This is a genomic window from Parasphingopyxis algicola, assembly GCF_013378075.1.
GTDB lineage: Bacteria > Pseudomonadota > Alphaproteobacteria > Sphingomonadales > Sphingomonadaceae > Parasphingopyxis > Parasphingopyxis algicola.
On sequence record NZ_CP051131.1, the window covers coordinates 3,061,000 to 3,081,757 of the forward strand.

Consider the following 20,758-nt stretch of genomic DNA (forward strand, 5'->3'; position numbering starts at 1 on the left):
AATGAGCCGGATCGGAAAAAGGCCGGTGGCGATCCCCGACGGGGTGACGGCCGAAATCAACGGCAGCGAGCTGAGCGTGAAGGGTGCCAAGGGCACGCTGACGATGACGCTGATCGACGATATTTCGTATAAAGTCGAAGACGGCGAAATCGTCGTGAAGCCGGCCAACGACACCAAGCGTGCGCGCTCCTATTGGGGCATGCAGCGGACGTTCGTCGCCAATCTCGTCGAGGGCGTGTCCGAGGGCTATTCCAAGGTGCTCGAGATCACCGGCGTCGGCTATCGCGCGCAGGTCCAGGGTAAGACCCTGAAGCTGCAGCTCGGTTTCAGCCATGATGTCGATTATGCGATTCCCGAGGGTATCGATATCAAGACGCCCGATCAGACGACGATCGAGATCAGCGGTATCGACAAGCAGCAGGTCGGCCAGGTAGCCGCCGAGATCCGCGCATGGCGGAAACCCGAGCCTTACAAGGGCAAGGGCATCAAATATCGCGGGGAATATGTTTTCCGCAAAGAAGGAAAGAAGAAGTAAGCCATGGCAAAGCGTCTTACTCCTTTCGAAAAACGCCGTCAGCGCGTCCGTGTCGCCTTGCGCCGCAAGGCCGGCGACCGGCCGCGCCTGTCGATCCATCGGTCGGGCCGGCATATCTATGCGCAGGTTATCGACGACAAGGCCGGCACGACCGTTGCCGCGGCCTCGACGCTCGACGGGGATTACAAGGGCAAGTCCGGCGCCAATGTCGATGCCGCCGCCGATGTCGGCAAGCGGGTCGCCGAGCGCGCGGTGAAGGCCGGCGTCAAGCGGGTCGTGTTCGATCGCGGCGCCTTTCTGTTTCACGGGCGCGTGAAGGCGCTCGCCGATGCCGCCCGTGAAGGCGGACTGGAGTTTTAATGATGGCTGACGACAAGAAGACGGACGCCGCGCCCGAAGAGGCGAAGGCCGACGAGACCGAAGCAAAGACGCCCGCCGCCGAAGCCGCTCCCGAAAAGGAAGAGGCCAAGACGGAGGACAAGCCGGCCGAAAAGGCCGCGCCGGGCGCCGAGGCCGCTGCCGAAGCGACCGACGTTCCCGAGCCGCTGGTCGAGGAAAAGCAGCTTTCGAACGAGAATAGCGTCCAGGCTGTTACCCAGCCGGCCGAAAAAACGACCGCAACCAGCCGTCCCCCGCGGGGCGGCCGTGGCGGCGGCAATCGCGGCGGCAATCGTGGCGGCAATCGCGGCGGTGGCCGCGGCCGCGGCCGCGACAATCGGCGGAACGATGACGGCGAGGATCTGGTCGAGAAGCTCGTCCATATCAACCGCGTCTCCAAGACGGTGAAGGGCGGCAAGCGCTTCGGTTTCGCCGCGCTGATGATCGTCGGCGACGGCAAGGGCCGGGCCGGTTTCGGTCATGGCAAGGCGCGCGAAGTGCCCGAAGCCATCCAGAAGGCGACGGCGGCGGCGAAGAAGAACATGATGCGCGTTCCGCTGCGTGACGGCCGGACGCTGCATCACGACGGCCAGGGCCGTTTCGGCGCGGGCAACGTCACCGTGCGTTCGGCGCCTCCGGGTACCGGCATCATCGCCGGCGGTCCGATGCGTGCCGTGTTCGAAAGCCTCGGTGTTGCCGATGTGGTGACCAAGTCGGTCGGCACGTCGAACCCCTACAACATGATCCGGGCGACCTTCGAGGCGCTCAAGGATCAGTCGAGCCCGAAATCGGTTGCGGCGCGCCGCGGCTTGAAAATCGCCGACTTGGTGCAGCGCCGCGGCGATATCGGGGCCGAGGAAGCCAAGGCCGAGGCCGAGGCGGTGACGGAGTAACGATGATGGCCGCAGCCAAGAAGAACATGATCAAGGTCACCCAGACCGGTTCGCCCATCCGCCGCGAGAAGGGTCAGCGCCAGACGCTGATCGGGCTCGGGCTGAACAAGATGAGCCGGACCGTTGAACTCGAAGACACGCCCGAAATCCGCGGCATGATCAAGAAGGTTCAGCACATGGTCGAGGTGCAGGACAGCTAAACTCCGTCTCCATCCGGAGGCGATAGCGCGAACCAAGCGAAAGCGAGTGCAGACAGATGAAACTCAACGAACTCAAAGACAATAAGGGCGCCCGCAAGGAGCGCACCCGTGTGGGCCGGGGCATCGGCTCGGGCAAGGGCAAGACCGGCGGCCGCGGCATGAAGGGCCAGAAGAGCCGTTCGGGCGTCGCCATCAAGGGCTTCGAGGGTGGCCAGATGCCGCTCCACATGCGCCTTCCCAAGCGCGGCTTCAACAATCCGTTCGGCAAGGACTATGCCATCGTCAATGTCGGCGCGGTCCAGAAGGCGATCGACGAGAAGAAGCTCGATGCTAAGAAAACCGTCGACCAGGACGCGCTCGAGGCGGTCGGCCTGACGCGCGGCGGCAAGGACGGCGTGCGCCTGCTCGGCAAGGGCGAGATTTCCGCCAAGGTGAACTTCTCGGTGGCCGGCGCGTCCAAGGGCGCAGTCGAAGCGGTCGAGAAGGCAGGCGGCAAGGTCGAGATCGCGGCCGCGGCCAAGGCCGAGGAAGCCAAAGCCGAATAGCGTTACCCGGAGAGGGGCTTGCCGATAGCGGGCCCCGCCCCGATATAACGGTCTTCGCGGACCGAGGGATTGGATAGACGATGGCCAGTAACACTGTTGGAGCAGGACTGAATCTGGGCAAATTCGCCCAGGCGACCGAACTGCGCCAGCGCATCTGGTTCACCCTCGGCGCGCTCATCATCTTCCGGCTGCTGAGCTTCGTGCCGCTGCCGGGCATCGATCCCGTCGCGCTGCAGCAGGTCGTCGACCTGACGCAGGACAATACGGGCGGCGGCGGCATCCTCAACGTCTTCAACACATTTTCGGGCGGTTCGCTCGAACGGATGAGCATCATCGCACTCGGCGTCATGCCCTATATCACGGCGTCGATCGTCATCCAGATGGCGGCCGCGCTGTCCCCGACCCTGAACGCGATCAAGAAAGAGGGCGAAAGCGGTCGGAAGAAGCTCAACCAGTATACGCGCTACGGCACGGTCGGCCTGACCACGGTCCAGGGCTATTTCCTCGCGGTCGGGCTCGAAAGCCTTGCGACCGCACAGGGCCAGCAGGTCATCGTCAGCGACAGCGTCATGCTGTTCCGGCTCGGCGCCGTGGTCAGCCTGGTCGGCGGCACGATGTTCCTGATGTGGCTGGGCGAGCAGATCACGTCGCGCGGTATCGGTAACGGCGTTTCGCTGATCATCATGGCGGGCATCGTCGCGATGATGCCGACCGAACTCATCCAGCTCTTCGCCTCGGGTCAGACCGGCGCCATCCCGACCGGTTATGTCGTCGGCTTCCTGCTGCTCTTCGTCGGCCTGATCTTCGGCATCTGCTTCATGGAGCGGGCGCAAAGGCGGGTCCTGATCCAGTATCCGAAGCGCGCGCAGCAGCGCGGCGGCATGACGCAGGAAAAATCGCATCTGCCGCTCAAGATCAACACGGCCGGCGTCATCCCGCCGATCTTCGCCTCGTCGCTGCTGCTGATGCCGCTGACCGTGGCGCAGTTCATGTCGGGCGGCGTGACCGATACGGCCTCGACCAGCAACGAGCTGCTGCTGACGATCACCAACGCGCTCGGCCGCGGCGGATCGCTCTATCTGCTGCTCTATGCCGGTATGATCATCTTCTTCTGCTTCTTCTACACCGCGGTCGTCTTCAATCCGGAAGAAACGGCGGACAATCTGAAGCGTTATGGCGGCTTCGTGCCGGGTATCCGCCCGGGCGAGCGGACGGCCGAATATCTCGACTATGTGCTGACGCGCATCACGGTGGTGGGGGCAGCGTATCTGACGCTGATTTGTCTGATACCGGAGTTCTTATCCACCCAGGCCGGGATTCAGGCCTTTGTGCTCGGCGGCACCAGCCTGCTCATCGTGGTCAATGTGACCATCGACACCGTCAGCCAGATACAAAGCCACTTGCTTGCGCACCAATATGGTGATCTGATCAAGAAGGCCAAATTGAAAGGCGGGGGACAGCGTCGGTGAATATCATTCTGTTGGGCCCGCCTGGTGCGGGTAAGGGCACCCAGGCGTCCAAGCTCGAAGACGAGCGCGGCATGGTCCAACTTTCCACCGGCGATATGCTGCGCGCCGCGGTAGCCGCGGAAACCCCGGTCGGCCTCAAGGCCAAGGATGTGATGGAACGCGGCGATCTCGTGTCAGACGAGATCGTGACCGGCATTCTCTCCGACCGGCTCGACGAAGACGACGTCAAGAGCGGTTTCATCCTGGACGGCTATCCGCGCACCGAAGCCCAGGCCCATTCGCTCGACGCGCTGCTCGCCGAAAAGGGCATGCCGCTCGATCATGTGATCGAACTGGTCGTCGACGAAGATGCGCTGGTCGAACGCATCACCGGCCGTTTCACCTGCGCCAATTGCGGCGAAGGCTATCACGACACGTTCAAGCTGCCCAAGGTAGAGGGCGTCTGCGATGTCTGCGGATCGACCGATTTCAAACGCCGCCCCGACGACAATGCCGAAACCGTGCGCACGCGGATGCAGGAATATCGCACCAAGACCGCGCCGATCATCCCGCATTACGAGCCCAAGGGCCTGGTCCGCCGGGTCGACGGCATGGCCGATATCGACACGGTCAGCGCGTCGATCGAGGCGATACTGGGCGGCGAATAGAAGCGTCCCCGTCATCTCCGCGGAAGCGGGGATCCCGCTTCCTCCACTCCTGTCGAACAGTTTTGCCGCCGGTCGAAGACATCGGGATTGCCGCTTTCGCGGGGACCACGGACATGTATGATGGCGGAATGAGGAAAAGCCTGCTTCTAGCCGCCGCATTCTGTTTCGCCGTACCGGCCGCCGCCGGCGCCGAAGTGACGTTATCGGATACCGGATTTACCGCGTCGAACAACGCCATGGTCGCGGCGGCGCCGGACGAGGTCTGGGCCGTGCTGATCGAACCCTCCCGCTATTGGAATCCCGATCACAGCTGGGGCGGGGACGCCGCGGCTTTCTCGCTCGATCCGGTCGCGGGCGGCTGTTTTTGCGAAGCGCTGCCGAACAACGGATCGGCCGAGCATATGCGCGTCGTGATGGTCCAGCCCGGCCAGACGCTGCGCCTCGCCGGGGCGCTCGGGCCGTTGCAGGGCGAGGGGCTTGCCGGTGCGCTGACCTGGCAGCTCGAACCGGTCGATGGCGGGACCCGCATCACCCAGACCTATTCGGTCGGCGGCCATATGCAGTTCGATCGCGAAACCTTTGCGCCGATCGTCGACGGCGTAGTGCGCGAACAGCTCGACCGGCTTGCCGCGCTCTTCTCGCCAACGGACTGACTGGTCACCGTTTTCCCGTCTGCTACACAGGCGTTGAGACCGGATCGAATCAACCGGCACGGGCGCGCTCTTTTGTTTCTTGGGAGGGGAGAAGACAATGGCGGTTAGCGATCATGTGGATCTCGAAGGCTTCATGGCGGGCGTCGAGAAGCGCAATCCGGGCCAGACCGAATTCATCCAGGCCGTGCGCGAAGTCGCGCAGGACATTTTCGATTTCATCGAGGACAAGGAAGAATATCACGAAGCGCAGATCCTGCGCCGGATCGCCGAGCCCGATCGGGTCGTCAGTTTCCGCGTTTGCTGGGAGGACGACAATCACAATATCCGCGTCCAGCGTGGCTGGCGCGTCCAGAACAACAATGCGATCGGCCCCTATAAGGGCGGCATCCGCTTCCACCCGACCGTCACCGAGAGCGTCCTCAAATTCCTCGCCTTCGAGCAGACCTTCAAGAATTCGCTGACCGGCCTGCCGATGGGCGGCGGCAAGGGCGGCGCCAATTTCAATCCCAGGGGCAAGTCGGACGCCGAAGTCATGCGTTTCTGCCAGTCCTTCATGACCGAACTCTATCGCCATATCGGCCCCGATACCGATGTCCCGGCCGGCGATATCGGCGTCGGCGGGCGCGAGATCGGCTATATGTTCGGCCAGTACAAGCGGGTCACGAATCGCTGGGAGGGCGTCCTCACGGGCAAGGCGATCGAATATGGCGGATCGCAGATGCGGCCCGAAGCGACCGGCTACGGCGCGGTGATCTTCCTCCACAATATGCTGACACATGCCGGGGAGGATATCGAAGGCAAGACGGCAGTGATCTCCGGGTCCGGCAATGTCGCGACCCACGCCGCCGAAAAATTCACCCAGCTGGGCGGCAAGGTGCTGACTCTTTCCGACAGCGGCGGGTTCATCCACGATCCCGACGGCATCGATCAGGACAAGATCGACTGGGTCAAGGAGCTGAAAAACGAACGCCGCGGCCGGATCAGCGAATATGCCGACCATTTCACCAATGCGAGTTTCCATGAAGGCGCGCGGCCCTGGAACGTGCCATGCGACGTGGCCTTGCCCTGCGCCACGCAGAATGAACTCAACGGAGACGAGGCCAGGGAACTCGTCGACAATGGCTGTATGGCCGTTGCCGAGGGCGCGAACATGCCGACGACCCTGGAAGGGGTCGAGGTGTTCCACGAGGCGCATATCATGTACGCGCCGGGCAAGGCGGCCAATGCCGGCGGGGTCGCCGTGTCGGGTCTCGAGATGAGCCAGAATTCCGAACGCGTCGTTTGGCACACCGAACGGCTCGGCGATCTCCTGCACGACATCATGACCGATATTCATGCCAAATGCGCCGAATATGGCGGCGGCGAGAATGGCGGCTATGTGAACTATGTGAAGGGCGCGAATATCGCGGGCTTCAAGAAGGTCGCGGACGCCATGCTCGCCTTCGGCGTCGTCTGAGCCGATCCATGCCCGCCGGCTATTCGGGAACGCCGCTCGCGAAAAAGCTCGGTTTCGTGGACGGGATGGCCGTCTGGCAATCGGGGCTGCCGGATACTGTCCGCACGGCGATCGAGGCGCAGGCCGATATTGCCTGGACATTGGGCCCGATGGACGCGCCGGTCGCCGCGCATATCTTCACGACAGAGCGGGCGGAGATGGAACGGCTGCTCGCGGAATTGCGAAAGTGCATGGCGCAGGACGGGTTCGTCTGGATGTCCTGGCCGAAAAAGGCGTCCAAGGTTCCGACCGACATCACCGAGGATGTGGTCCGTGAGGTCGCGCTGCCGATGGGGCTGGTCGATATCAAGGTCTGCGCTGTCGACGAGATCTGGTCCGGGCTGAAGCTGGTTATCCGCAAGGAGCTGCGCCGCTGATCGCGTGGCGGATCATGAATGTAACCGCAACGATACCCTAGCCGAACCTATTGCCGTACAGACACACTCTGCCAGGGAGGCAGCAATGTTCGAAGCGATCAATGACTGGTTTATGAGCCTCGGCGCCGAATATGGCGTCAATCCCTATATATTCGGCGCCATCTATGTCGGCGCGATCCCCTTCTTTCTGGCGACGGTCACCTGGATGGTCCGCCGCAAGCGCCGCGGCGAGGCGATCGCCTTTCAGATCATCATCGCCGGATTTCTCGCGATGTCGGCCTATATCTACCTGATCATCGCCGGCCGGAATCTCGCCTGGTGGGTCTATGCGATCATCGCCGCGCTGGTGATCTACAGCGTCTATTCGCTGATCCAGAAGGTGCGCGAACCCGCGCCCGAACCGGGTGGCGAATAGCGGCTTCGGAAAAACCAGTGCAATCAAAGAGATTGCACGGAACGGTCAAGGCGCAGTAACGCCGTCGGATGAACGCGAAAAAACCGCGGTTGCGCGCCCGGCTCAAGGAGCCAGTCGAAATCGGCTGGTGCGAGCTTGTCGACCTGCCGGACCTCGGCCTGTTCGGCATGCACGCCAAGATCGATACCGGCGCGCGCACCTCTTCGCTGCATGCGACGCGGATCAAGCCGTTCGAGCGCGACGGCAAACAATGGGTGCGGTTTCATTCGCCGCGCTCGGCGGGTCACGGGCCGCAGGATTGCGAGGCGCCGCTGCTCGAAACGCGTCAGATCACGAGTTCCAACGGCAGCAAGCAGACCCGCTACGTCATCCGGACGGTTGCCGAAATGGGGCCGCTCCGGTGGCGCGCCCAAATAACGCTTGCCAACCGGGCGACAATGGCGTTTCCCGTGCTTGTGGGACGCCGGGCGCTGAAGCGCGGCTTTCTCGTCAACAGCGGCAAGCGATGGTTGCTCGGCACGCCGCCGAAGGAGGGACACGGACCATGAAAATCGCCATGCTCGCGCGCAACGCGAATCTCTATTCGCACAAGCGCCTCGTCGAGGCCGCCGAAGAGCGCGGCCACACGCTGGACATATTGAACACGCTGCGCTGCACGATGAATATCGCGTCGCACCGGCCCAGCGTCCATTACAATGGCGAGAAGCTGGTCGGTTACGACGCGGTCATTCCGCGGATCGGTGCGTCGATCACCCATTACGGGCTGGCCGTGCTGCGCCAGTTCGAGATGATGGGCGTGTGGCCGCTCAACGAGAGCGTCGCGATCGGCCGCTCGCGCGACAAGCTCCGCTCGATGCAGATTTTTTCGAAACATGGCCTCGGCCTGCCGGTCACGGCCTTCGCCCACGATCCGAAACAGACCGAGGAAGTGCTGAAGATGGTCGGCGGCGCGCCGGCCGTCATCAAGCTGCTCGAAGGCACCCAGGGAATCGGCGTCGTGCTCGGCGAGACCGAGCAGTCGGCCAAGTCCGTGATCGAGGCGTTCCGCGGGGTCAATGTGAACATCCTCGTGCAGGAGTTCATCAAGGAAGCCGGATCGAGCGACATCCGCATCCTCGTCGTCGGCGGCAAGGTCGTCGCCTCGATGATGCGCACGGGTGCGGAAGGCGATTTCCGGTCCAATCTCCATCGCGGCGGATCGGCGAAGAGCATCAAGATCACGCCCGAGGAGCGTTCGACGGCGGTCCGCGCAGCCAAGGTGATGGGGCTCAATGTCGCCGGCGTCGACATCCTGCGCGCCAATCACGGACCGGTGATCATGGAGGTCAACAGTTCCCCCGGTCTCGAAGGTATCGAAAATGCCACCGGCAAGGACGTGGCCGGCATGATCATCGATTTCGTCGAAGCCAAGGCGCAGCCGGGAAAAACGAAGACCCGCGGCCAGGGCTGACGCCCGCTAGAGCACCTCGTCCTCGTCGAGCATGACGTCGGACAATATCGCATCGGTAATCTCGTCGACGCGATCGGCGACCGTGTCGAACCGCTTGACCTCGGCGACATGGATCAGCGCGTCCCCCTGATTGACGATGGGGAGCGTCGCATGGCCGATGATGATCCCGTCGATCGGGCTGCGAACGATCTCCTCCTCGTCCCCCGTCGGATCGCCGACCTTGGCGAGCGCCTGTCCTTCGGAGACGATCGCCCCGGCATGGGCGGTCAGGACGCAGACACCGCCGCGCGGCGCGCGCACCCAGGTGCTGCGCGTCGAGCGGGCCGGTGCCGGCATCGGCTTTTCGAGCCGCTTCGAATGGATCATGCCCATCGCGCACATGACGCGCATGATGCCGTTCACCCCGGTCCGGATGGAGAAATCGTCGAAGCGGAGGCCTTCGCCCGCTTCGTACAGCAGCATCTCGACGCCGGCATCAAGCGCGACCTGACGCAACGATTTCTCGCGCAGGGACGAGGTGATGACGGCCGGCGCACCGAACGCGAAGGCCAGCTCCTCGGCCTTGGGGCAATCCGGGCTGATCCGGATTTGCGGCAGATTCATCCGATGGATCGCCGCGGAATGCAGGTCGATCCCGAAATCGGCCCGTTCGATGATCTCGGTGCGGAACAGATAGGCGAGCTGCGAGGCGAGCGATCCGGCCGGAGAGCCGGGGAAGGAACGGTTGAGATCGCGGCGATCCGGCAGGTAGCGGCTGTTGCCGACGAAACCGTAGACATTGACGATCGGCACGCAGAGCAAGGTGCCGGATAGCGTCTTCGGCGAGACTTTCTTCAGCAGCCGCCGGACGATTTCCACGCCGGTGACCTCGTTGCCATGGATCGCGGCGCTGACGAACAGCACCGGTCCCGGTTTGGCGCCATGGACGATCCGGACCGGCAGGCTGACCTCATTGCCGGACGAGACCCTGCTGATCGGCAGATCGAACGCGCCCCTGCTTCCGGCGGGGACGCTGCCATCGGCGAAGGGGAAGGGTGGCGGGCGCTTTGCGGCTTGCGCAGGCGCGGGTCGGTCGGTCATATACGGTCCTCTGCGGGTAACGGTCTAGCGGTCAACGCGAAAACCCGCCAGCATGCTTGACACAACCGGGCGAAATTCCTATTTCGCTTTCATTCCGAAGACACCGGTCTACCCGGCGGCGCGATTCGTGCGTCCGTCGGGTTCGTTCGTTTTCGGTTCATGAAGCTTTGAGATGGGCGGCTTGCCGAGCCGCCTGTGGAGCAGGAGAACAACCACGTGGCACGTATCGCTGGGGTCAATATTCCGACCCATAAGCGCGTCGAAATCGCGCTCACCTATATCCATGGCATTGGCCCGACCACGGCCAAGAAGCTGACGGAACAGCTCGGCATTCCCGCCGAGCGCCGCGTCCAGGACCTGACCGACGCCGAAGTCGTGCAGATCCGCGAGGCGATTGACAATGATCATACCGTCGAGGGCGATCTTCGCCGCGAAACGGCGATGAACGTCAAGCGGCTGATGGACCTCGCCTGCTATCGCGGGCTCAGGCATCGCAAGGGCCTGCCGGTCCGCGGCCAGCGCACGCATACCAATGCGCGCACCCGCAAGGGCAAGGCCAAGCCGATCGCCGGCAAGAAGAAGTAGCGAGCGTTTGCGCGCTGCTCGATCGGCCGCGCGAACCGCTTTTCCAGGGATATCTAGGTAGGAATTGAAACCATGGCACGCGAACCGCAACGGGTTAAGCGACGTCAACGCAAGAACATCACATCGGGCGTCGCCCATGTGAATGCGACGTTCAACAATACGCTGATCACGATCACCGACGCACAGGGCAATGCCATCAGCTGGTCCTCGGCCGGCATGATGGGCTTCAAGGGCAGCCGCAAGTCGACGCCCTATGCCGCCCAGGTGGCCGCCGAAGATGCCGGCAAGAAGGCGCAGGAACATGGCGTCCGCACCTTGGAGGTCGAAGTGAAGGGTCCGGGTTCGGGCCGCGAATCGGCTCTCCGCGCACTGCAGGCGGTCGGTTTCACGATCACCTCGATCCGCGACGTGACCTCGATCCCGCATAACGGCGTCCGGCCGGCCAAGCGCCGCCGCGTCTGATTGCGCAACGGGAGGCGGTGGGCTCCGCGTCCCGAAATAGAACTGTTTTACAGGCAGAGGCCAGCCCCGCCTCCGCCACACCGCCAAGGGGAATACCGTGTCCGTTAACATGAAAAACTGGCAAGAGCTCAAGAAGCCCAATGGTCTGGAAAAGAAAGCCGGCGGCGATGCCGCCCGCAAGGCGACCTTCGTCGCCGAGCCGCTCGAGCGCGGGTTCGGCCTGACGCTCGGCAACGCGCTGCGTCGTACCCTGCTCTCGTCGCTGCAGGGCGCCGCGATCACCTCGATCAAGATCGAAAATGTGCTGCACGAATTTTCCTCGCTTGCCGGCGTGCGCGAGGACGTCACCGACATCGTCCTCAACATCAAGCAGGTCGCGATCGCAATGGAATCGGAAGGCACGAAGCGCCTCCAGCTGTCCGCCACCGGCCCCGCGGATGTGAAGGCCGGCGACATCACGACCTCGGGCGATATCGAGATCCGCAACCCGGATCAGCTGATCTGTCATCTCGACGAGGGCGCGACGCTCAACATGGAGCTGACCGCCAGCACCGGCAAAGGCTATGTGCCGGCCGCGCAGAACCGTCCGGCGGACGCGCCGATCGGCCTGATCCCGGTCGACAGCCTCTATTCGCCGGTGAGCCAGGTCGCCTACAAGGTCGAGAACACCCGCGTCGGGCAGGAGCTTGACTATGACAAGCTGACCCTGACCATCGAAACCGACGGCACGGTGGCTCCGGAAGATGCTCTGGCTTACGCAGCCCGCATCTTGCAGGACCAGCTCCAGCTCTTCGTCCATTTCGACGAGGAACTGCCGGCACCGACCCAGACGATCGGCGAACCGGCTGCCCCGGGCATGCTCGGCGGCGCCGCCGCGGAAGGCGACACCAACCAGCTCAACCGTTACCTTCTCAAGAAGGTCGACGAACTGGAGCTTTCGGTGCGCTCGGCCAACTGCCTGAAGAACGACAATATCATCTATATTGGCGATCTCGTGCAGAAGACCGAAGCCGAGATGCTGCGGACGCCGAATTTCGGCCGCAAGTCGCTGAACGAGATCAAGGAAGTCCTCGCCACCATGGGCTTGCGCCTCGGCATGGACATCCCCGGCTGGCCGCCCGAGAATATCGAGGAAATGGCCAAGAAGCTCGAACAGGAACTTCTTGGTTAGGTAAAACGGCACCGGCCCACTCCCCCTCCCGACCTCCCAATAAGTTTATCCTGTGGGAGGTCGGGAGGGGGAGTGGGCCGGTGCCGCGACCGCCGAAAGGCGGGAAAAGGGAAATGGCGGCGCCCATAACTGCCGCCTGCTCTTGGGTACCTAAAACGGCCCCTGAACGAACGAAGGAAATGAACCATGCGTCACAAAAAAGCGCACCGTAAACTCAACCGCACGTCGAGCCATCGCAAGGCGATGCTCCGCAACATGGCGGCCGGGCTCATCAAGCATGAGCAGATCCTGACGACCGTGCCCAAGGCCAAGGAACTCCGGCCCTATGTGGAGAAGCTCGTCACGCTGGCGAAGAAGGGCGGCCTTTCGAACCGCCGCCTCGCCCAGTCGCGGCTGATGGACGAGACTCAACTCAAGAAGCTCTTCGACGTGCTGGCCGAGCGCTATGCCGATCGCGAAGGCGGCTATACCCGCGTCATCAAGGCCGGCTATCGCATGTCCGATTCCTCGCCGATGGCCGTCGTCGAATTCGTCGACCGCGACGAAGACGCCAGGGGCCAGGATTCCGGTCCCGTCGAAATGGACGAGGACGAATTCGAGGACGCCGCGGCCTAGTATCGCGTCATCCCGGCGTTCGCCGGAATGACAAAAGCTATGGGCAAACGGGATTGCACAGGGGACCGCGGCTGCTAGGCTCGCGGTCCCTTTTCATTTCGAGGTGCCCGATGTCCTCTACCCGCCTGCTTCTTCCGCTTCTCGCCATTGCCGCTCCCGCCATGGCCTTCGCCCAGGAATCCGCGCCGATGGAAACGCCCCTCGATTATCCCGAAACGGCGCGCGGCGACGTCGTCGAAGAACAGTTCGGGGTGGCGGTTGTTGATCCCTATCGCTGGCTCGAGAACGACGTCCGCAACGATACCGCCGTGCGCGACTGGGTGACCGCGCAAAATGCGGTGACCGATGCCTATCTCGAAACGCTGCCCGGGCGCGATGCAATCGCGGCGCGGCTGACCGAGCTGTGGAACTACGAACGCGTCGGAATTCCGGAGAAGCGCGGCAACCGGTATTTCTATACGCGCAATGACGGCCTGCAGAACCAGTCCGTCCTCTATATGCGCGACGGGCTGGACGGCGAGCCCCGGCTGCTGATCGATCCCAATGAATGGTCGGACGACGATGCTACCGCGATGGCGCAATGGGTGCCGTCGCCCAGCGGCCGCTACATCGCCTATGGTGTGCAGGACGGCGGCACGGACTGGCGGACGATCCGCGTGCTCGACGTGGAGAGCGGCGAGACGCTGGCCGACACGGTCGAATGGGCGAAGTTCACCAATATCAGCTGGGTCGAGGGCGGCGCGGGCTTCTTCTATTCGCGCTTCCCGGCGCCCGATGCCGAGGGCGAGTTCCAGTCGCTCAATATGAACCAGGCCGTCTATTATCACGCCATCGGCACGGCGCAGACCGAAGACCGGCTCGTCTATGCGACACAAGACCGGCCCGCGCTCAATCATTTCGCCGAAGTCACCGACGACAAGCGCTGGCTGCTCATCTATTCGTCCGAAGGCACCGACGATCGCTACGAGGTCGTCCTTGGAGATCTGAGCGCCGACGATGTGCCTACACGGACAATCGTTCCCGGTTTCGAGCATAATTGGGAGCTGGCCGGATCCGATGGCGACCGGCTCTATTTCGTCACCAACAGCGAAGCGCCGCGCGAGCGGATCGTCCGGATGGACGTGTCCGGCGACAGTCCGGTAGTGACCGAGATCGTCGCCGAGGGCGAAGCCACGCTGGAGGGCGCGTCGCTCGTCGGCGACCGGCTGATCGCCAATTATCTGGTCGATGCGCGCAACGAGGCGCGGGTCTTCGACCGCGAGGGCAACCGCGTCGCGACGGTGGAGTTGCCCGGCATCGGCAGTACGGACGGCTTTGGCGGCGAGCTCGGCGATCCGGAAACCTTCTTCTCCTTTACGAGCTTTGCGACGCCGACGGCGATCTACCGCTATGACAGCGCGACCGGCGAGGTATCGCCCTTCGCCGTGCCGGATGTGCCGTTCAACTCGGAAGACTATACGGTCGCCCAGCGCTTCTACACGTCGCGCGACGGCACGCGCGTGCCGATGTTCATCGTCCACCGCGCCGATATCGATCATTCCGATCCGCGTCCGACGCTGCTTTACGGCTATGGCGGGTTCAACATCTCGATCACCCCGGCGTTCAGCCCCGGCCGCCTGCAATGGATGGAAATGGGCGGCATATTCGCGCTTGCCAATCTGCGCGGCGGCGGCGAATATGGCGCGGAGTGGCACGATGCGGGCCGCTTGCAGAACAAGCAGAATGTGTTCGACGATATGATCGCGGCCGGCGAATATCTGATCGCGGAAGGGATCACATCGGCCGACCAGCTGGCCGTGCAGGGGCGCTCCAATGGCGGCCTTCTCGTCGGCGCGGTCGTCAACCAGCGGCCGGACCTGTTCGCGGTCGGCCTGCCGGCTGTGGGCGTGATGGACATGCTGCGCTTCGACCGGTTCACCGCCGGTCGCTACTGGGTCGACGATTATGGCTATCCGAACCGCGAAGAGGATTTCCGGACGCTCTACGCCTATTCGCCCTATCACAATATTCCCGAGACCGGCGATTTCCCCGCGATCATGGTGACGACCGCCGATACCGACGACCGCGTCGTGCCCGGGCACAGCTTCAAATATACCGCCGCGCTCCAGCATGCCGATCTTGGCGACCGGCCGCACCTGATCCGCATCGAAACCCGCGCCGGCCACGGCTCGGGACGGCCGACGAGCCAGCTCATCGCCGAATATGCGGACCTCTGGGCCTTTACCGCGCGCTGGACCGGTTTGGATGTGCCCGGGGACGAATAGCCGACGGCCGGTCTATCCGCCGATACGCGCGACGATCGCGTCGAGCGCCGGATCCCGGCCGGCGACATACTGCGCCCATGTCATGTCGACGGGCAGGTCGGGCTGCAAATCGTCGATGCTGAGATCGAAACAATAGGTTTGGTCGGGGCAAGGCGCCGGGGAGTAGCTGTGCGCGCCATTGGCGAAATGCGCCGAGATTCCTGAGTTGGGCAATATGATGTTGCCGCCCTCCGCCCAGTAATCCAGAGCGTCACCGACCGGTTCGCCGACGATTGTTACATCGCCTGCTTCCTGCCATCGGGCGGCGATCGTCAGGCCGGCCGAAAAGGTTGCGCGTCCGGTTATGACGAAGCGGGCCAGCCCGCGGCTTTCCTCTTCGAGCGCGGCCATCAGCTCTTCGAAGAGCGAGCCGTCGCCGCCCGTGTTGAATCGCACGTCCAGTGCCAACGCAGCGGGCCGGTCCTCGCGTAAATCGGCGAGCAGCCGTTCGCCGAAGTCGGAGATCGATTCGGCATCCATCGCCTCGGCGCGGTTGATCTGGACGTAGAGCAGACCGGAATCTTCGAACCGCCGATACCAATAATTCTGATCGGGACGGCTCAGATAGTCGGGAAGCTGGCTGTTCCGCTCAAGAACCTGCTGCCAGCCCGGCTCGGTTTCCGCCAGCGGCGTCAGGTCGTGCCAGGCTTCGATCACCTCTTCGGATCGGGGCGTGTCTTGTCGCTGGAACACGACCGACCCCTCCGTCGCGCAGTCGGAAAGATCGAACGCGACGGACGGGTTGGTATCGACGATACCGAGGCCGGTAAGCGCATCCGCGCTCGTCAGAAAATAGACGCTCTTATAGTCCGTCCAGGAGTCATTGCCGGCGAACGCCGTAGCCGCAGCTTCGCGCGCCGTTTCAGGATCGACACCGGCAATAGTCTCGACACGGCAGCCCAGATAATGCGCATATTGATCGCTGGCCCGCACTATCCGCAACTCATCGCCGAACCACCAGAGCCGGATCGGAAGCCGGTCGAGCACCGTCTTGCGGCGCAGCAGGTAGAGTCGGGTATGCGCGTTTCCCGAAAGAGCGACCGCGCGGGACAGGGCGATCATGATTTCAGGATCGGTCCGTTCGGCAATTCCGGCCGAAACGTTCGCCATGCGTTCGAGGAATTCCCGCCGCGCCGACGGCGAAAGGGTGCGGTCGAAGCGCAGGAAGCGGTTGGACAATGCGTCGATATCCTGCAGCCATGCCTGCTGTCGATTGGCCGGTTCGGGATAATCGGGAATTGGCGTCAACGCGACAGGCATATCGTCGCCACCTTCGTGCCAGAAGCCACTCAGCGCATCGGCGTTTCGGGCCAGCGAGATTTCGGGCGGCGCCTCCCACGGCCCGTCCACGGTCAATGCGATGCCATCCTCTGTGGTCCGGAAATCGGTTAGCGGTATAATGGAACCGAGCGCGACAAGCTCGTGAGGCCCCGCGCCGTCCGCCGCAATCCGCATGGACACGTAAAGCGGCCAGCGCGGCGTCTCAATCTCGCCTTCCCATTCGCCAGCAAAATCATGAGAGGCGTTCACATGGCGCGCGGGAGCGGCCGGGTCGGAGGCCTGATGGGCGCTTGCCGTGCAGGATAGCGCGAGCAAGGCGGCGATACCGATTTTAGGACATTGCATAATTCTCTCCCATCTTGTCCGGCGGTGCGATGTCCAGCCGTCAGTGGATTAACGATGCCTGTCGTAATACTGTACTAGAGACCTATGTCAACAACACACTCATCATTCATACTAATGGCACTTTAGATTAACAGCGCCCTACGAACGGGTTCAGACCGTACTCAGCGCGGCTCCCCTAAACGGTACTCGGTTCTTCGCGAACCGTGTGCAGTAAAGGAGCCGCGCAATGAATTATCTTGGAAAGACCCTGATGGGTGCCACCGCCGCGACCGCGCTTGCCGTCGCCGCGCCCGCCCAGGCCCGCGACAATGACGGCATCGATGCCGGGGACGTGCTCGCCGGCGTTCTGGTCCTTGGCGGTATCGCCGCGGTCGCGGCCGCGATCGACGATGACGACGATGACCGGTACGAGCGCCGCCATGGCCGCTATGACAATTACGACCGCCGTTACAACCGGCACTATGGCCAGCGGCTGCGCCCGCGCCAGGCTGTCCGCCAGTGTCGCCGCGCGGCCCGCCATGAGGCCTCCCGCTACGGCCGGGCGCGCGTGACCGAGATCACCGAGGTCGATCGCCGGCGCGATGGCTATCGGGTCCGGGGCCGGTTGCTCGTCGAAGAGGGCCGCTACGGCCGCCGCGGCTATTATCGCCACGCCGATTATGACCGCGGCCGGTTCACCTGCCGGATCCGCTACGGTCAGATCGATCGATTGAGAGTGCGCGGCCTCGACTAGATCGGGCCGTCAGCATGGAAGGGGCGCGGGACAGGCATGGGTTCCGCGCCCTTTTTCGTTGTGGGTCAGGCGGCCTTGTCCCGCCGCGCGGCCCGGGCGTCCTCGATATCGCCGCCAAGGCCGAGCACCGCCAGTATCTCTTCCTGGCTGCGCATCTCGCGCTCGATCACGCTGCACAGTTCCAGGCCGCCGAAACCGTTTTCGATCTCGCCGCGCGCATAGGACACGCTCTTGCGCCCGTCGACGAACGATCCACGTTTTTCCTCGCTCGCCGGCAGCGGATAATGGGTCCCGAAGGCGTCGCCCGCCGAGCTGCCGACGATATTGTTGTTCTTGTCGAGCAGCAGGAAACGATCGCCCTTGCGGCCGTTCTGGTGCAGCAACTTCTGCGTCGTGACGATCGACTGGGCGTAGCGGGCCCAGTCATATTCGAGATAGAGCGCCCCGATCGCCTCGCCGCCGTCGAGGCCGTTTTCGCGGACGCCGCAGACGAAGAGGACGCAGGGCCGGTCGTTGCCCTGCGGGTTGAGCCAGATCTCGTCGGCCGACCATTCGTCCGCGCTCCGGCTGTTGATCGCGCGCTCGAACTGGGGCTGACCTTTCAGGTTGAAGGTCATGAAGGTCGGGTTCTCCTCGATGCTCATCCGGATTTCGCCGGTTTTCGAAACGAGGAAGGCGTTGCGGAAAAAGTCGGAAAAGGCGAACTGCATGTTTAGCCGCTCGCGCGCCGCCGCCGCTTTGTCGCTGTCATCGGGATCGAGAATATGGGCGCGGATGCTGGGTTCGGTCGCGAGGATGCGCAGGTCAATGCTGCGGGCGGAAAGGCCGCGCAGCGCGAGGTCGTTGATCGTGTGCGCGAGATCGGCCAGCCGCGCGCCTTCCAGCTCGTCGACCAGCTCGTCCACGATGCGCGAGCTCGTCGCGAGCCGGTCCATGATCGTCTGGCGAAAATTGCTGGCCGCGTTGGCCGCGCTGGTGGCGAGCGATTTCACCTCCTGCGCGACGACGGCGAAACCGCGGCCGGCTTCCCCGGAGCGCGCCGCCTCGATCGTCGCGTTGAGGGCCAGCATCTTGGTCTGCTGCGCGATCTTGTCGCTCGCCGTCGCATAGCGGCCGGTCTCCTCTTCGAGGAGGTCGAGCAGGGCTTTGATGCGTCTGGGCATGGGCGCTCCCGGATAAATCGGTGAAAACCAGCCTAATTCGGAAATGCTAAGCCGGGGTTAACCATCGGTGCTCAGTCGGCGGCGTGTTGCTGGACAGAAGGGGCCTTCAAATCTATTGGCTTGCCATGACAATCCAGCCATCCGAATCCATCCTCATCGTCGATTTCGGCAGCCAGGTGACGCAGCTGATCGCCCGGCGCGTCCGCGAAGCCGGCGTCTATTCCGAGATCGCGCCCTTCAACGCGGCCGAGGCGGCGTTCAAGCGCCTGAAGCCAAAGGGCATCATCCTCTCCGGCAGCCCGGCCTCGGTGCCCGAGGCGGACAGCCCGCGCGCGCCCGATATCGTCTTCGAAAGCGGCCTGCCGATCCTCGGCATCTGTTACGGCCAGCAGGTGATGACCGAACAGCTCGGCGGCAAGGTCGAGGCGGGCGACAGCGGCGAATTCGGCCGGGCCTTTATCGACATTTCGGACGATTGCGTGCTGTTCGACGGCCTGTGGAAGACCGGCGAGACGCACCAGGTCTGGATGAGCCATGGCGACAAGGTCACCCGGTTCGCCGAGGGCTTCCGGATCGTCGCGACGACGGAAGGCGCGCCCTTCGCGCTGATCGCCGACGATAAGCGCCGCTATTACGGCACCCAGTTCCACCCCGAAGTCGTGCACACGCCGGACGGCGCGAAGCTGCTCGCCAATTTCGTCCGCCATGTCTGCGGCTGCGCGGGCGACTGGACGATGGCCGAGTTCAAGGCGACGAAAATCGCCGAGATCCGCGAACAGGTCGGCGACGGGAAAGTGATCTGCGGGCTGTCGGGCGGCGTCGACAGCGCGGTTGCCGCGGTGCTGATTCACGAGGCGATCGGCGAGCAGCTGACCTGCGTCTTCGTCGATCACGGCCTGATGCGGATGGGCGAGGCCGAGCAGGTCGTCTCGCTGTTCAAGGGCAGCTACAATATCCCGCTCGTCCATGTGAACGCCGAGACCTTGTTCCTCAACGGCCTCAAGGGCGAGAGCGATCCGGAAAAGAAGCGCAAATTCATCGGCAAGACCTTCATCGACGTGTTCGAGGACGAGGCGAAGAAGATCGGCGGCGCGGATTTCCTCGCCCAGGGCACGCTCTATCCCGATGTGATCGAGAGCGTCAGCTTCACCGGCGGGCCGTCTGTGACGATCAAATCGCACCATAATGTCGGCGGGCTTCCCGAGCGGATGAACATGCAGCTCGTCGAGCCATTGCGCGAGCTGTTCAAAGACGAGGTGCGTGAACTCGGCCGCGAACTCGGCCTGCCCGACGCGTTCGTCGGCCGCCACCCGTTCCCGGGCCCGGGCCTCGCGATCCGCATCCCCGGCGAGGTGACCAAGGAACGCTGCGACATATTGCGCAAGGCCGATGCGATCTACCTGGAGGAAATCCGCAACGCCGGGCTCTACGACGCGATCTGGCAGGCCTTCGCCGTGCTGCTCCCGGTCAAGACCGTGGGCGTGATGGGCGACGGGCGCACTTATGACAGCGTCTGCGGCCTGCGCGCGGTAACGAGCACCGACGGCATGACCGCCGATGTCTACCCCTTCGACGCCAGCTTCCTGACCCGCGTGGCGACGCGCATCGTCAACGAGGTGAAGGGGATTAACCGGGTGGTGTATGATTATACGAGCAAGCCGCCGGGGACGATCGAGTGGGAGTGATTAAGTTTGCCAGTATTCCAAATCGGGCAACATTTTTCGATCGATTGGTCCTTCAATAGTCCAAATACAAAGGTCGAACTCCTTTTTTGATCGGTATAAACTCACGGCCCTGTGGTTCTTGTCCAGAATCAGGCGATCATGTTCTCCCAACGCATAGCATGGTACGGACATAGTTAGTTCGCAATCAGTGACATCCGGCTCAATGTTCGTCTCAACTTTAGTGGGAAATTGCTGTTCTTTGACCCGAAGTGGAGTTGCTGAGGCGCAAAATCCGTTCG

General features: G+C 63.3%; 22 protein-coding genes and 1 pseudogene. 20 read left to right on the plus strand and 3 right to left on the minus strand.

All coding sequences use genetic code 11. From position 1 onward, the window contains the following. Position 1: 1 nt before the first annotated feature. The 13 genes from rplF to rimK all read left to right on the plus strand — a co-directional run bounded on the left by rplF (position 2) and on the right by rimK (position 9,057). Complete coding sequence (gene rplF, locus HFP57_RS15160; RefSeq protein WP_176870565.1) at positions 2-535, plus strand: 50S ribosomal protein L6; 534 nt, start codon at positions 2-4, stop codon at positions 533-535. Positions 536-538: 3 nt separating this feature from the next. Further along, entirely contained in the window at positions 539-895 is a 357-nt protein-coding gene (gene rplR, locus HFP57_RS15165; RefSeq protein ID WP_176870566.1) for a 50S ribosomal protein L18, read from the plus strand. A 2-nt stretch (positions 896-897) separates the two neighbouring features. Continuing rightward, entirely contained in the window at positions 898-1,806 is a 909-nt protein-coding gene (gene rpsE / locus HFP57_RS18100; protein ID WP_425500715.1) for a 30S ribosomal protein S5, read from the plus strand. Between the two features lie 5 nt (positions 1,807-1,811). Beyond that, entirely contained in the window at positions 1,812-2,006 is a 195-nt protein-coding gene (rpmD, locus tag HFP57_RS15175) for a 50S ribosomal protein L30 (protein ID WP_176871354.1), read from the plus strand. A 56-nt stretch (positions 2,007-2,062) separates the two neighbouring features. Next, positions 2,063-2,551 carry a 50S ribosomal protein L15 gene (gene rplO, locus HFP57_RS15180; RefSeq protein ID WP_176870567.1) on the plus strand — a complete coding sequence of 163 codons (489 nt, stop codon included), beginning with the start codon at positions 2,063-2,065 and terminating at the stop codon, positions 2,549-2,551. A gap of 80 nt (positions 2,552-2,631) precedes the next feature. Then, positions 2,632-4,020 carry a preprotein translocase subunit SecY gene (gene secY / locus HFP57_RS15185; RefSeq protein ID WP_176870568.1) on the plus strand — a complete coding sequence of 463 codons (1,389 nt, stop codon included), beginning with the start codon at positions 2,632-2,634 and terminating at the stop codon, positions 4,018-4,020. After that, positions 4,017-4,667 (plus strand): adenylate kinase, encoded by a 651-nt coding sequence (locus tag HFP57_RS15190; protein WP_176870569.1) that lies wholly within the window; start codon positions 4,017-4,019, stop codon positions 4,665-4,667. Before secY ends, HFP57_RS15190 begins: the two co-directional genes overlap by 4 nt. Positions 4,668-4,795: 128 nt before the next feature. Then, on the plus strand, positions 4,796-5,320 hold the full coding sequence (locus tag HFP57_RS15195; RefSeq protein WP_176870570.1) for an SRPBCC family protein: 525 nt from the start codon (positions 4,796-4,798) through the stop codon (positions 5,318-5,320). Between the two features lie 97 nt (positions 5,321-5,417). Further along, positions 5,418-6,776: an NADP-specific glutamate dehydrogenase gene (gene gdhA, locus HFP57_RS15200; protein WP_176870571.1), complete on the plus strand. Its 1,359-nt coding sequence runs from the start codon at positions 5,418-5,420 to the stop codon at positions 6,774-6,776. An 8-nt stretch (positions 6,777-6,784) separates the two neighbouring features. Continuing rightward, on the plus strand, positions 6,785-7,192 hold the full coding sequence (locus tag HFP57_RS15205) for a DUF3052 family protein (protein WP_176870572.1): 408 nt from the start codon (positions 6,785-6,787) through the stop codon (positions 7,190-7,192). A gap of 85 nt (positions 7,193-7,277) precedes the next feature. After that, positions 7,278-7,607, plus strand: coding sequence for a hypothetical protein (locus HFP57_RS15210; RefSeq protein ID WP_176870573.1), 330 nt, complete (start codon positions 7,278-7,280; stop codon positions 7,605-7,607). 68 nt (positions 7,608-7,675) lie between these two features. After that, entirely contained in the window at positions 7,676-8,155 is a 480-nt protein-coding gene (locus HFP57_RS15215) for an ATP-dependent zinc protease family protein (protein WP_176870574.1), read from the plus strand. Continuing rightward, positions 8,152-9,057, plus strand: coding sequence for a 30S ribosomal protein S6--L-glutamate ligase (gene rimK / locus HFP57_RS15220; protein WP_176870575.1), 906 nt, complete (start codon positions 8,152-8,154; stop codon positions 9,055-9,057). Before HFP57_RS15215 ends, rimK begins: the two co-directional genes overlap by 4 nt. Positions 9,058-9,063: 6 nt before the next feature. Here rimK and HFP57_RS15225 read toward each other — a convergent pair whose 3' ends face one another. Then, a complete protein-coding gene (locus HFP57_RS15225) occupies positions 9,064-10,137 on the minus strand; it encodes a succinylglutamate desuccinylase/aspartoacylase family protein (protein ID WP_176870576.1) in 1,074 nt (357 codons plus the stop codon). A 216-nt stretch (positions 10,138-10,353) separates the two neighbouring features. On the opposite strand from HFP57_RS15225, the gene rpsM reads away from it, so the two are divergent. From rpsM to HFP57_RS15250, 5 genes are all read left to right on the plus strand, one after another. Continuing rightward, on the plus strand, positions 10,354-10,722 hold the full coding sequence (gene rpsM / locus HFP57_RS15230; protein WP_176870577.1) for a 30S ribosomal protein S13: 369 nt from the start codon (positions 10,354-10,356) through the stop codon (positions 10,720-10,722). 72 nt (positions 10,723-10,794) lie between these two features. Further along, positions 10,795-11,184 (plus strand): 30S ribosomal protein S11, encoded by a 390-nt coding sequence (gene rpsK, locus HFP57_RS15235; RefSeq protein WP_176870578.1) that lies wholly within the window; start codon positions 10,795-10,797, stop codon positions 11,182-11,184. A gap of 97 nt (positions 11,185-11,281) precedes the next feature. Further along, positions 11,282-12,355 carry a DNA-directed RNA polymerase subunit alpha gene (locus HFP57_RS15240; RefSeq protein ID WP_176870579.1) on the plus strand — a complete coding sequence of 358 codons (1,074 nt, stop codon included), beginning with the start codon at positions 11,282-11,284 and terminating at the stop codon, positions 12,353-12,355. A 186-nt stretch (positions 12,356-12,541) separates the two neighbouring features. Then, positions 12,542-12,970, plus strand: coding sequence for a 50S ribosomal protein L17 (rplQ, locus tag HFP57_RS15245; RefSeq protein ID WP_176870580.1), 429 nt, complete (start codon positions 12,542-12,544; stop codon positions 12,968-12,970). A gap of 110 nt (positions 12,971-13,080) precedes the next feature. After that, positions 13,081-15,234, plus strand: coding sequence for a prolyl oligopeptidase family serine peptidase (locus tag HFP57_RS15250; RefSeq protein WP_176870581.1), 2,154 nt, complete (start codon positions 13,081-13,083; stop codon positions 15,232-15,234). 12 nt (positions 15,235-15,246) lie between these two features. On the opposite strand, the gene HFP57_RS15255 is transcribed toward HFP57_RS15250, so the two are convergent. Then, positions 15,247-16,899, minus strand: coding sequence for a S41 family peptidase (locus HFP57_RS15255; protein ID WP_176870582.1), 1,653 nt, complete (start codon positions 16,897-16,899; stop codon positions 15,247-15,249). A gap of 226 nt (positions 16,900-17,125) precedes the next feature. Here HFP57_RS15255 and HFP57_RS15260 point away from each other — a divergent pair, with 226 nt between their 5' ends. Next, positions 17,126-17,632 carry a hypothetical protein gene (locus HFP57_RS15260; RefSeq protein WP_176870583.1) on the plus strand — a complete coding sequence of 169 codons (507 nt, stop codon included), beginning with the start codon at positions 17,126-17,128 and terminating at the stop codon, positions 17,630-17,632. A 65-nt stretch (positions 17,633-17,697) separates the two neighbouring features. On the opposite strand, the pseudogene HFP57_RS18105 reads toward HFP57_RS15260, so the two are convergent. Further along, positions 17,698-18,720 (minus strand): annotated as a pseudogene (locus HFP57_RS18105) (cache domain-containing protein); the annotation flags it as partial. A gap of 200 nt (positions 18,721-18,920) precedes the next feature. Here HFP57_RS18105 and guaA point away from each other — a divergent pair. Beyond that, on the plus strand, positions 18,921-20,480 hold the full coding sequence (guaA, locus tag HFP57_RS15270) for a glutamine-hydrolyzing GMP synthase (RefSeq protein WP_176870585.1): 1,560 nt from the start codon (positions 18,921-18,923) through the stop codon (positions 20,478-20,480). Positions 20,481-20,758 lie beyond the last annotated feature (278 nt).

Bases quoted from the DNA above. Each gene is read 5' to 3' on its own strand.
- rplF (WP_176870565.1), top strand. From the start codon at position 2: ATGAGCCGGATCGGAAAAAGGCCGGTGGCGATCCCCGACGGGGTGACG.
- rplR (WP_176870566.1), top strand. From the start codon at position 539: ATGGCAAAGCGTCTTACTCCTTTCGAAAAACGCCGTCAGCGCGTCCGT.
- rpsE (WP_425500715.1), top strand. From the start codon at position 898: ATGGCTGACGACAAGAAGACGGACGCCGCGCCCGAAGAGGCGAAGGCC.
- rpmD (WP_176871354.1), top strand. From the start codon at position 1,812: ATGGCCGCAGCCAAGAAGAACATGATCAAGGTCACCCAGACCGGTTCG.
- rplO (WP_176870567.1), top strand. From the start codon at position 2,063: ATGAAACTCAACGAACTCAAAGACAATAAGGGCGCCCGCAAGGAGCGC.
- secY (WP_176870568.1), top strand. From the start codon at position 2,632: ATGGCCAGTAACACTGTTGGAGCAGGACTGAATCTGGGCAAATTCGCC.
- HFP57_RS15195 (WP_176870570.1), top strand. From the start codon at position 4,796: ATGAGGAAAAGCCTGCTTCTAGCCGCCGCATTCTGTTTCGCCGTACCG.
- gdhA (WP_176870571.1), top strand. From the start codon at position 5,418: ATGGCGGTTAGCGATCATGTGGATCTCGAAGGCTTCATGGCGGGCGTC.
- HFP57_RS15205 (WP_176870572.1), top strand. From the start codon at position 6,785: ATGCCCGCCGGCTATTCGGGAACGCCGCTCGCGAAAAAGCTCGGTTTC.
- HFP57_RS15210 (WP_176870573.1), top strand. From the start codon at position 7,278: ATGTTCGAAGCGATCAATGACTGGTTTATGAGCCTCGGCGCCGAATAT.
- HFP57_RS15215 (WP_176870574.1), top strand. From the start codon at position 7,676: ATGAACGCGAAAAAACCGCGGTTGCGCGCCCGGCTCAAGGAGCCAGTC.
- rimK (WP_176870575.1), top strand. From the start codon at position 8,152: ATGAAAATCGCCATGCTCGCGCGCAACGCGAATCTCTATTCGCACAAG.
- HFP57_RS15225 (WP_176870576.1), bottom strand. From the start codon at position 10,137: ATGACCGACCGACCCGCGCCTGCGCAAGCCGCAAAGCGCCCGCCACCC.
- rpsK (WP_176870578.1), top strand. From the start codon at position 10,795: ATGGCACGCGAACCGCAACGGGTTAAGCGACGTCAACGCAAGAACATC.
- rplQ (WP_176870580.1), top strand. From the start codon at position 12,542: ATGCGTCACAAAAAAGCGCACCGTAAACTCAACCGCACGTCGAGCCAT.
- HFP57_RS15250 (WP_176870581.1), top strand. From the start codon at position 13,081: ATGTCCTCTACCCGCCTGCTTCTTCCGCTTCTCGCCATTGCCGCTCCC.
- HFP57_RS15255 (WP_176870582.1), bottom strand. From the start codon at position 16,899: ATGCAATGTCCTAAAATCGGTATCGCCGCCTTGCTCGCGCTATCCTGC.
- HFP57_RS15260 (WP_176870583.1), top strand. From the start codon at position 17,126: ATGAATTATCTTGGAAAGACCCTGATGGGTGCCACCGCCGCGACCGCG.
- guaA (WP_176870585.1), top strand. From the start codon at position 18,921: ATGACAATCCAGCCATCCGAATCCATCCTCATCGTCGATTTCGGCAGC.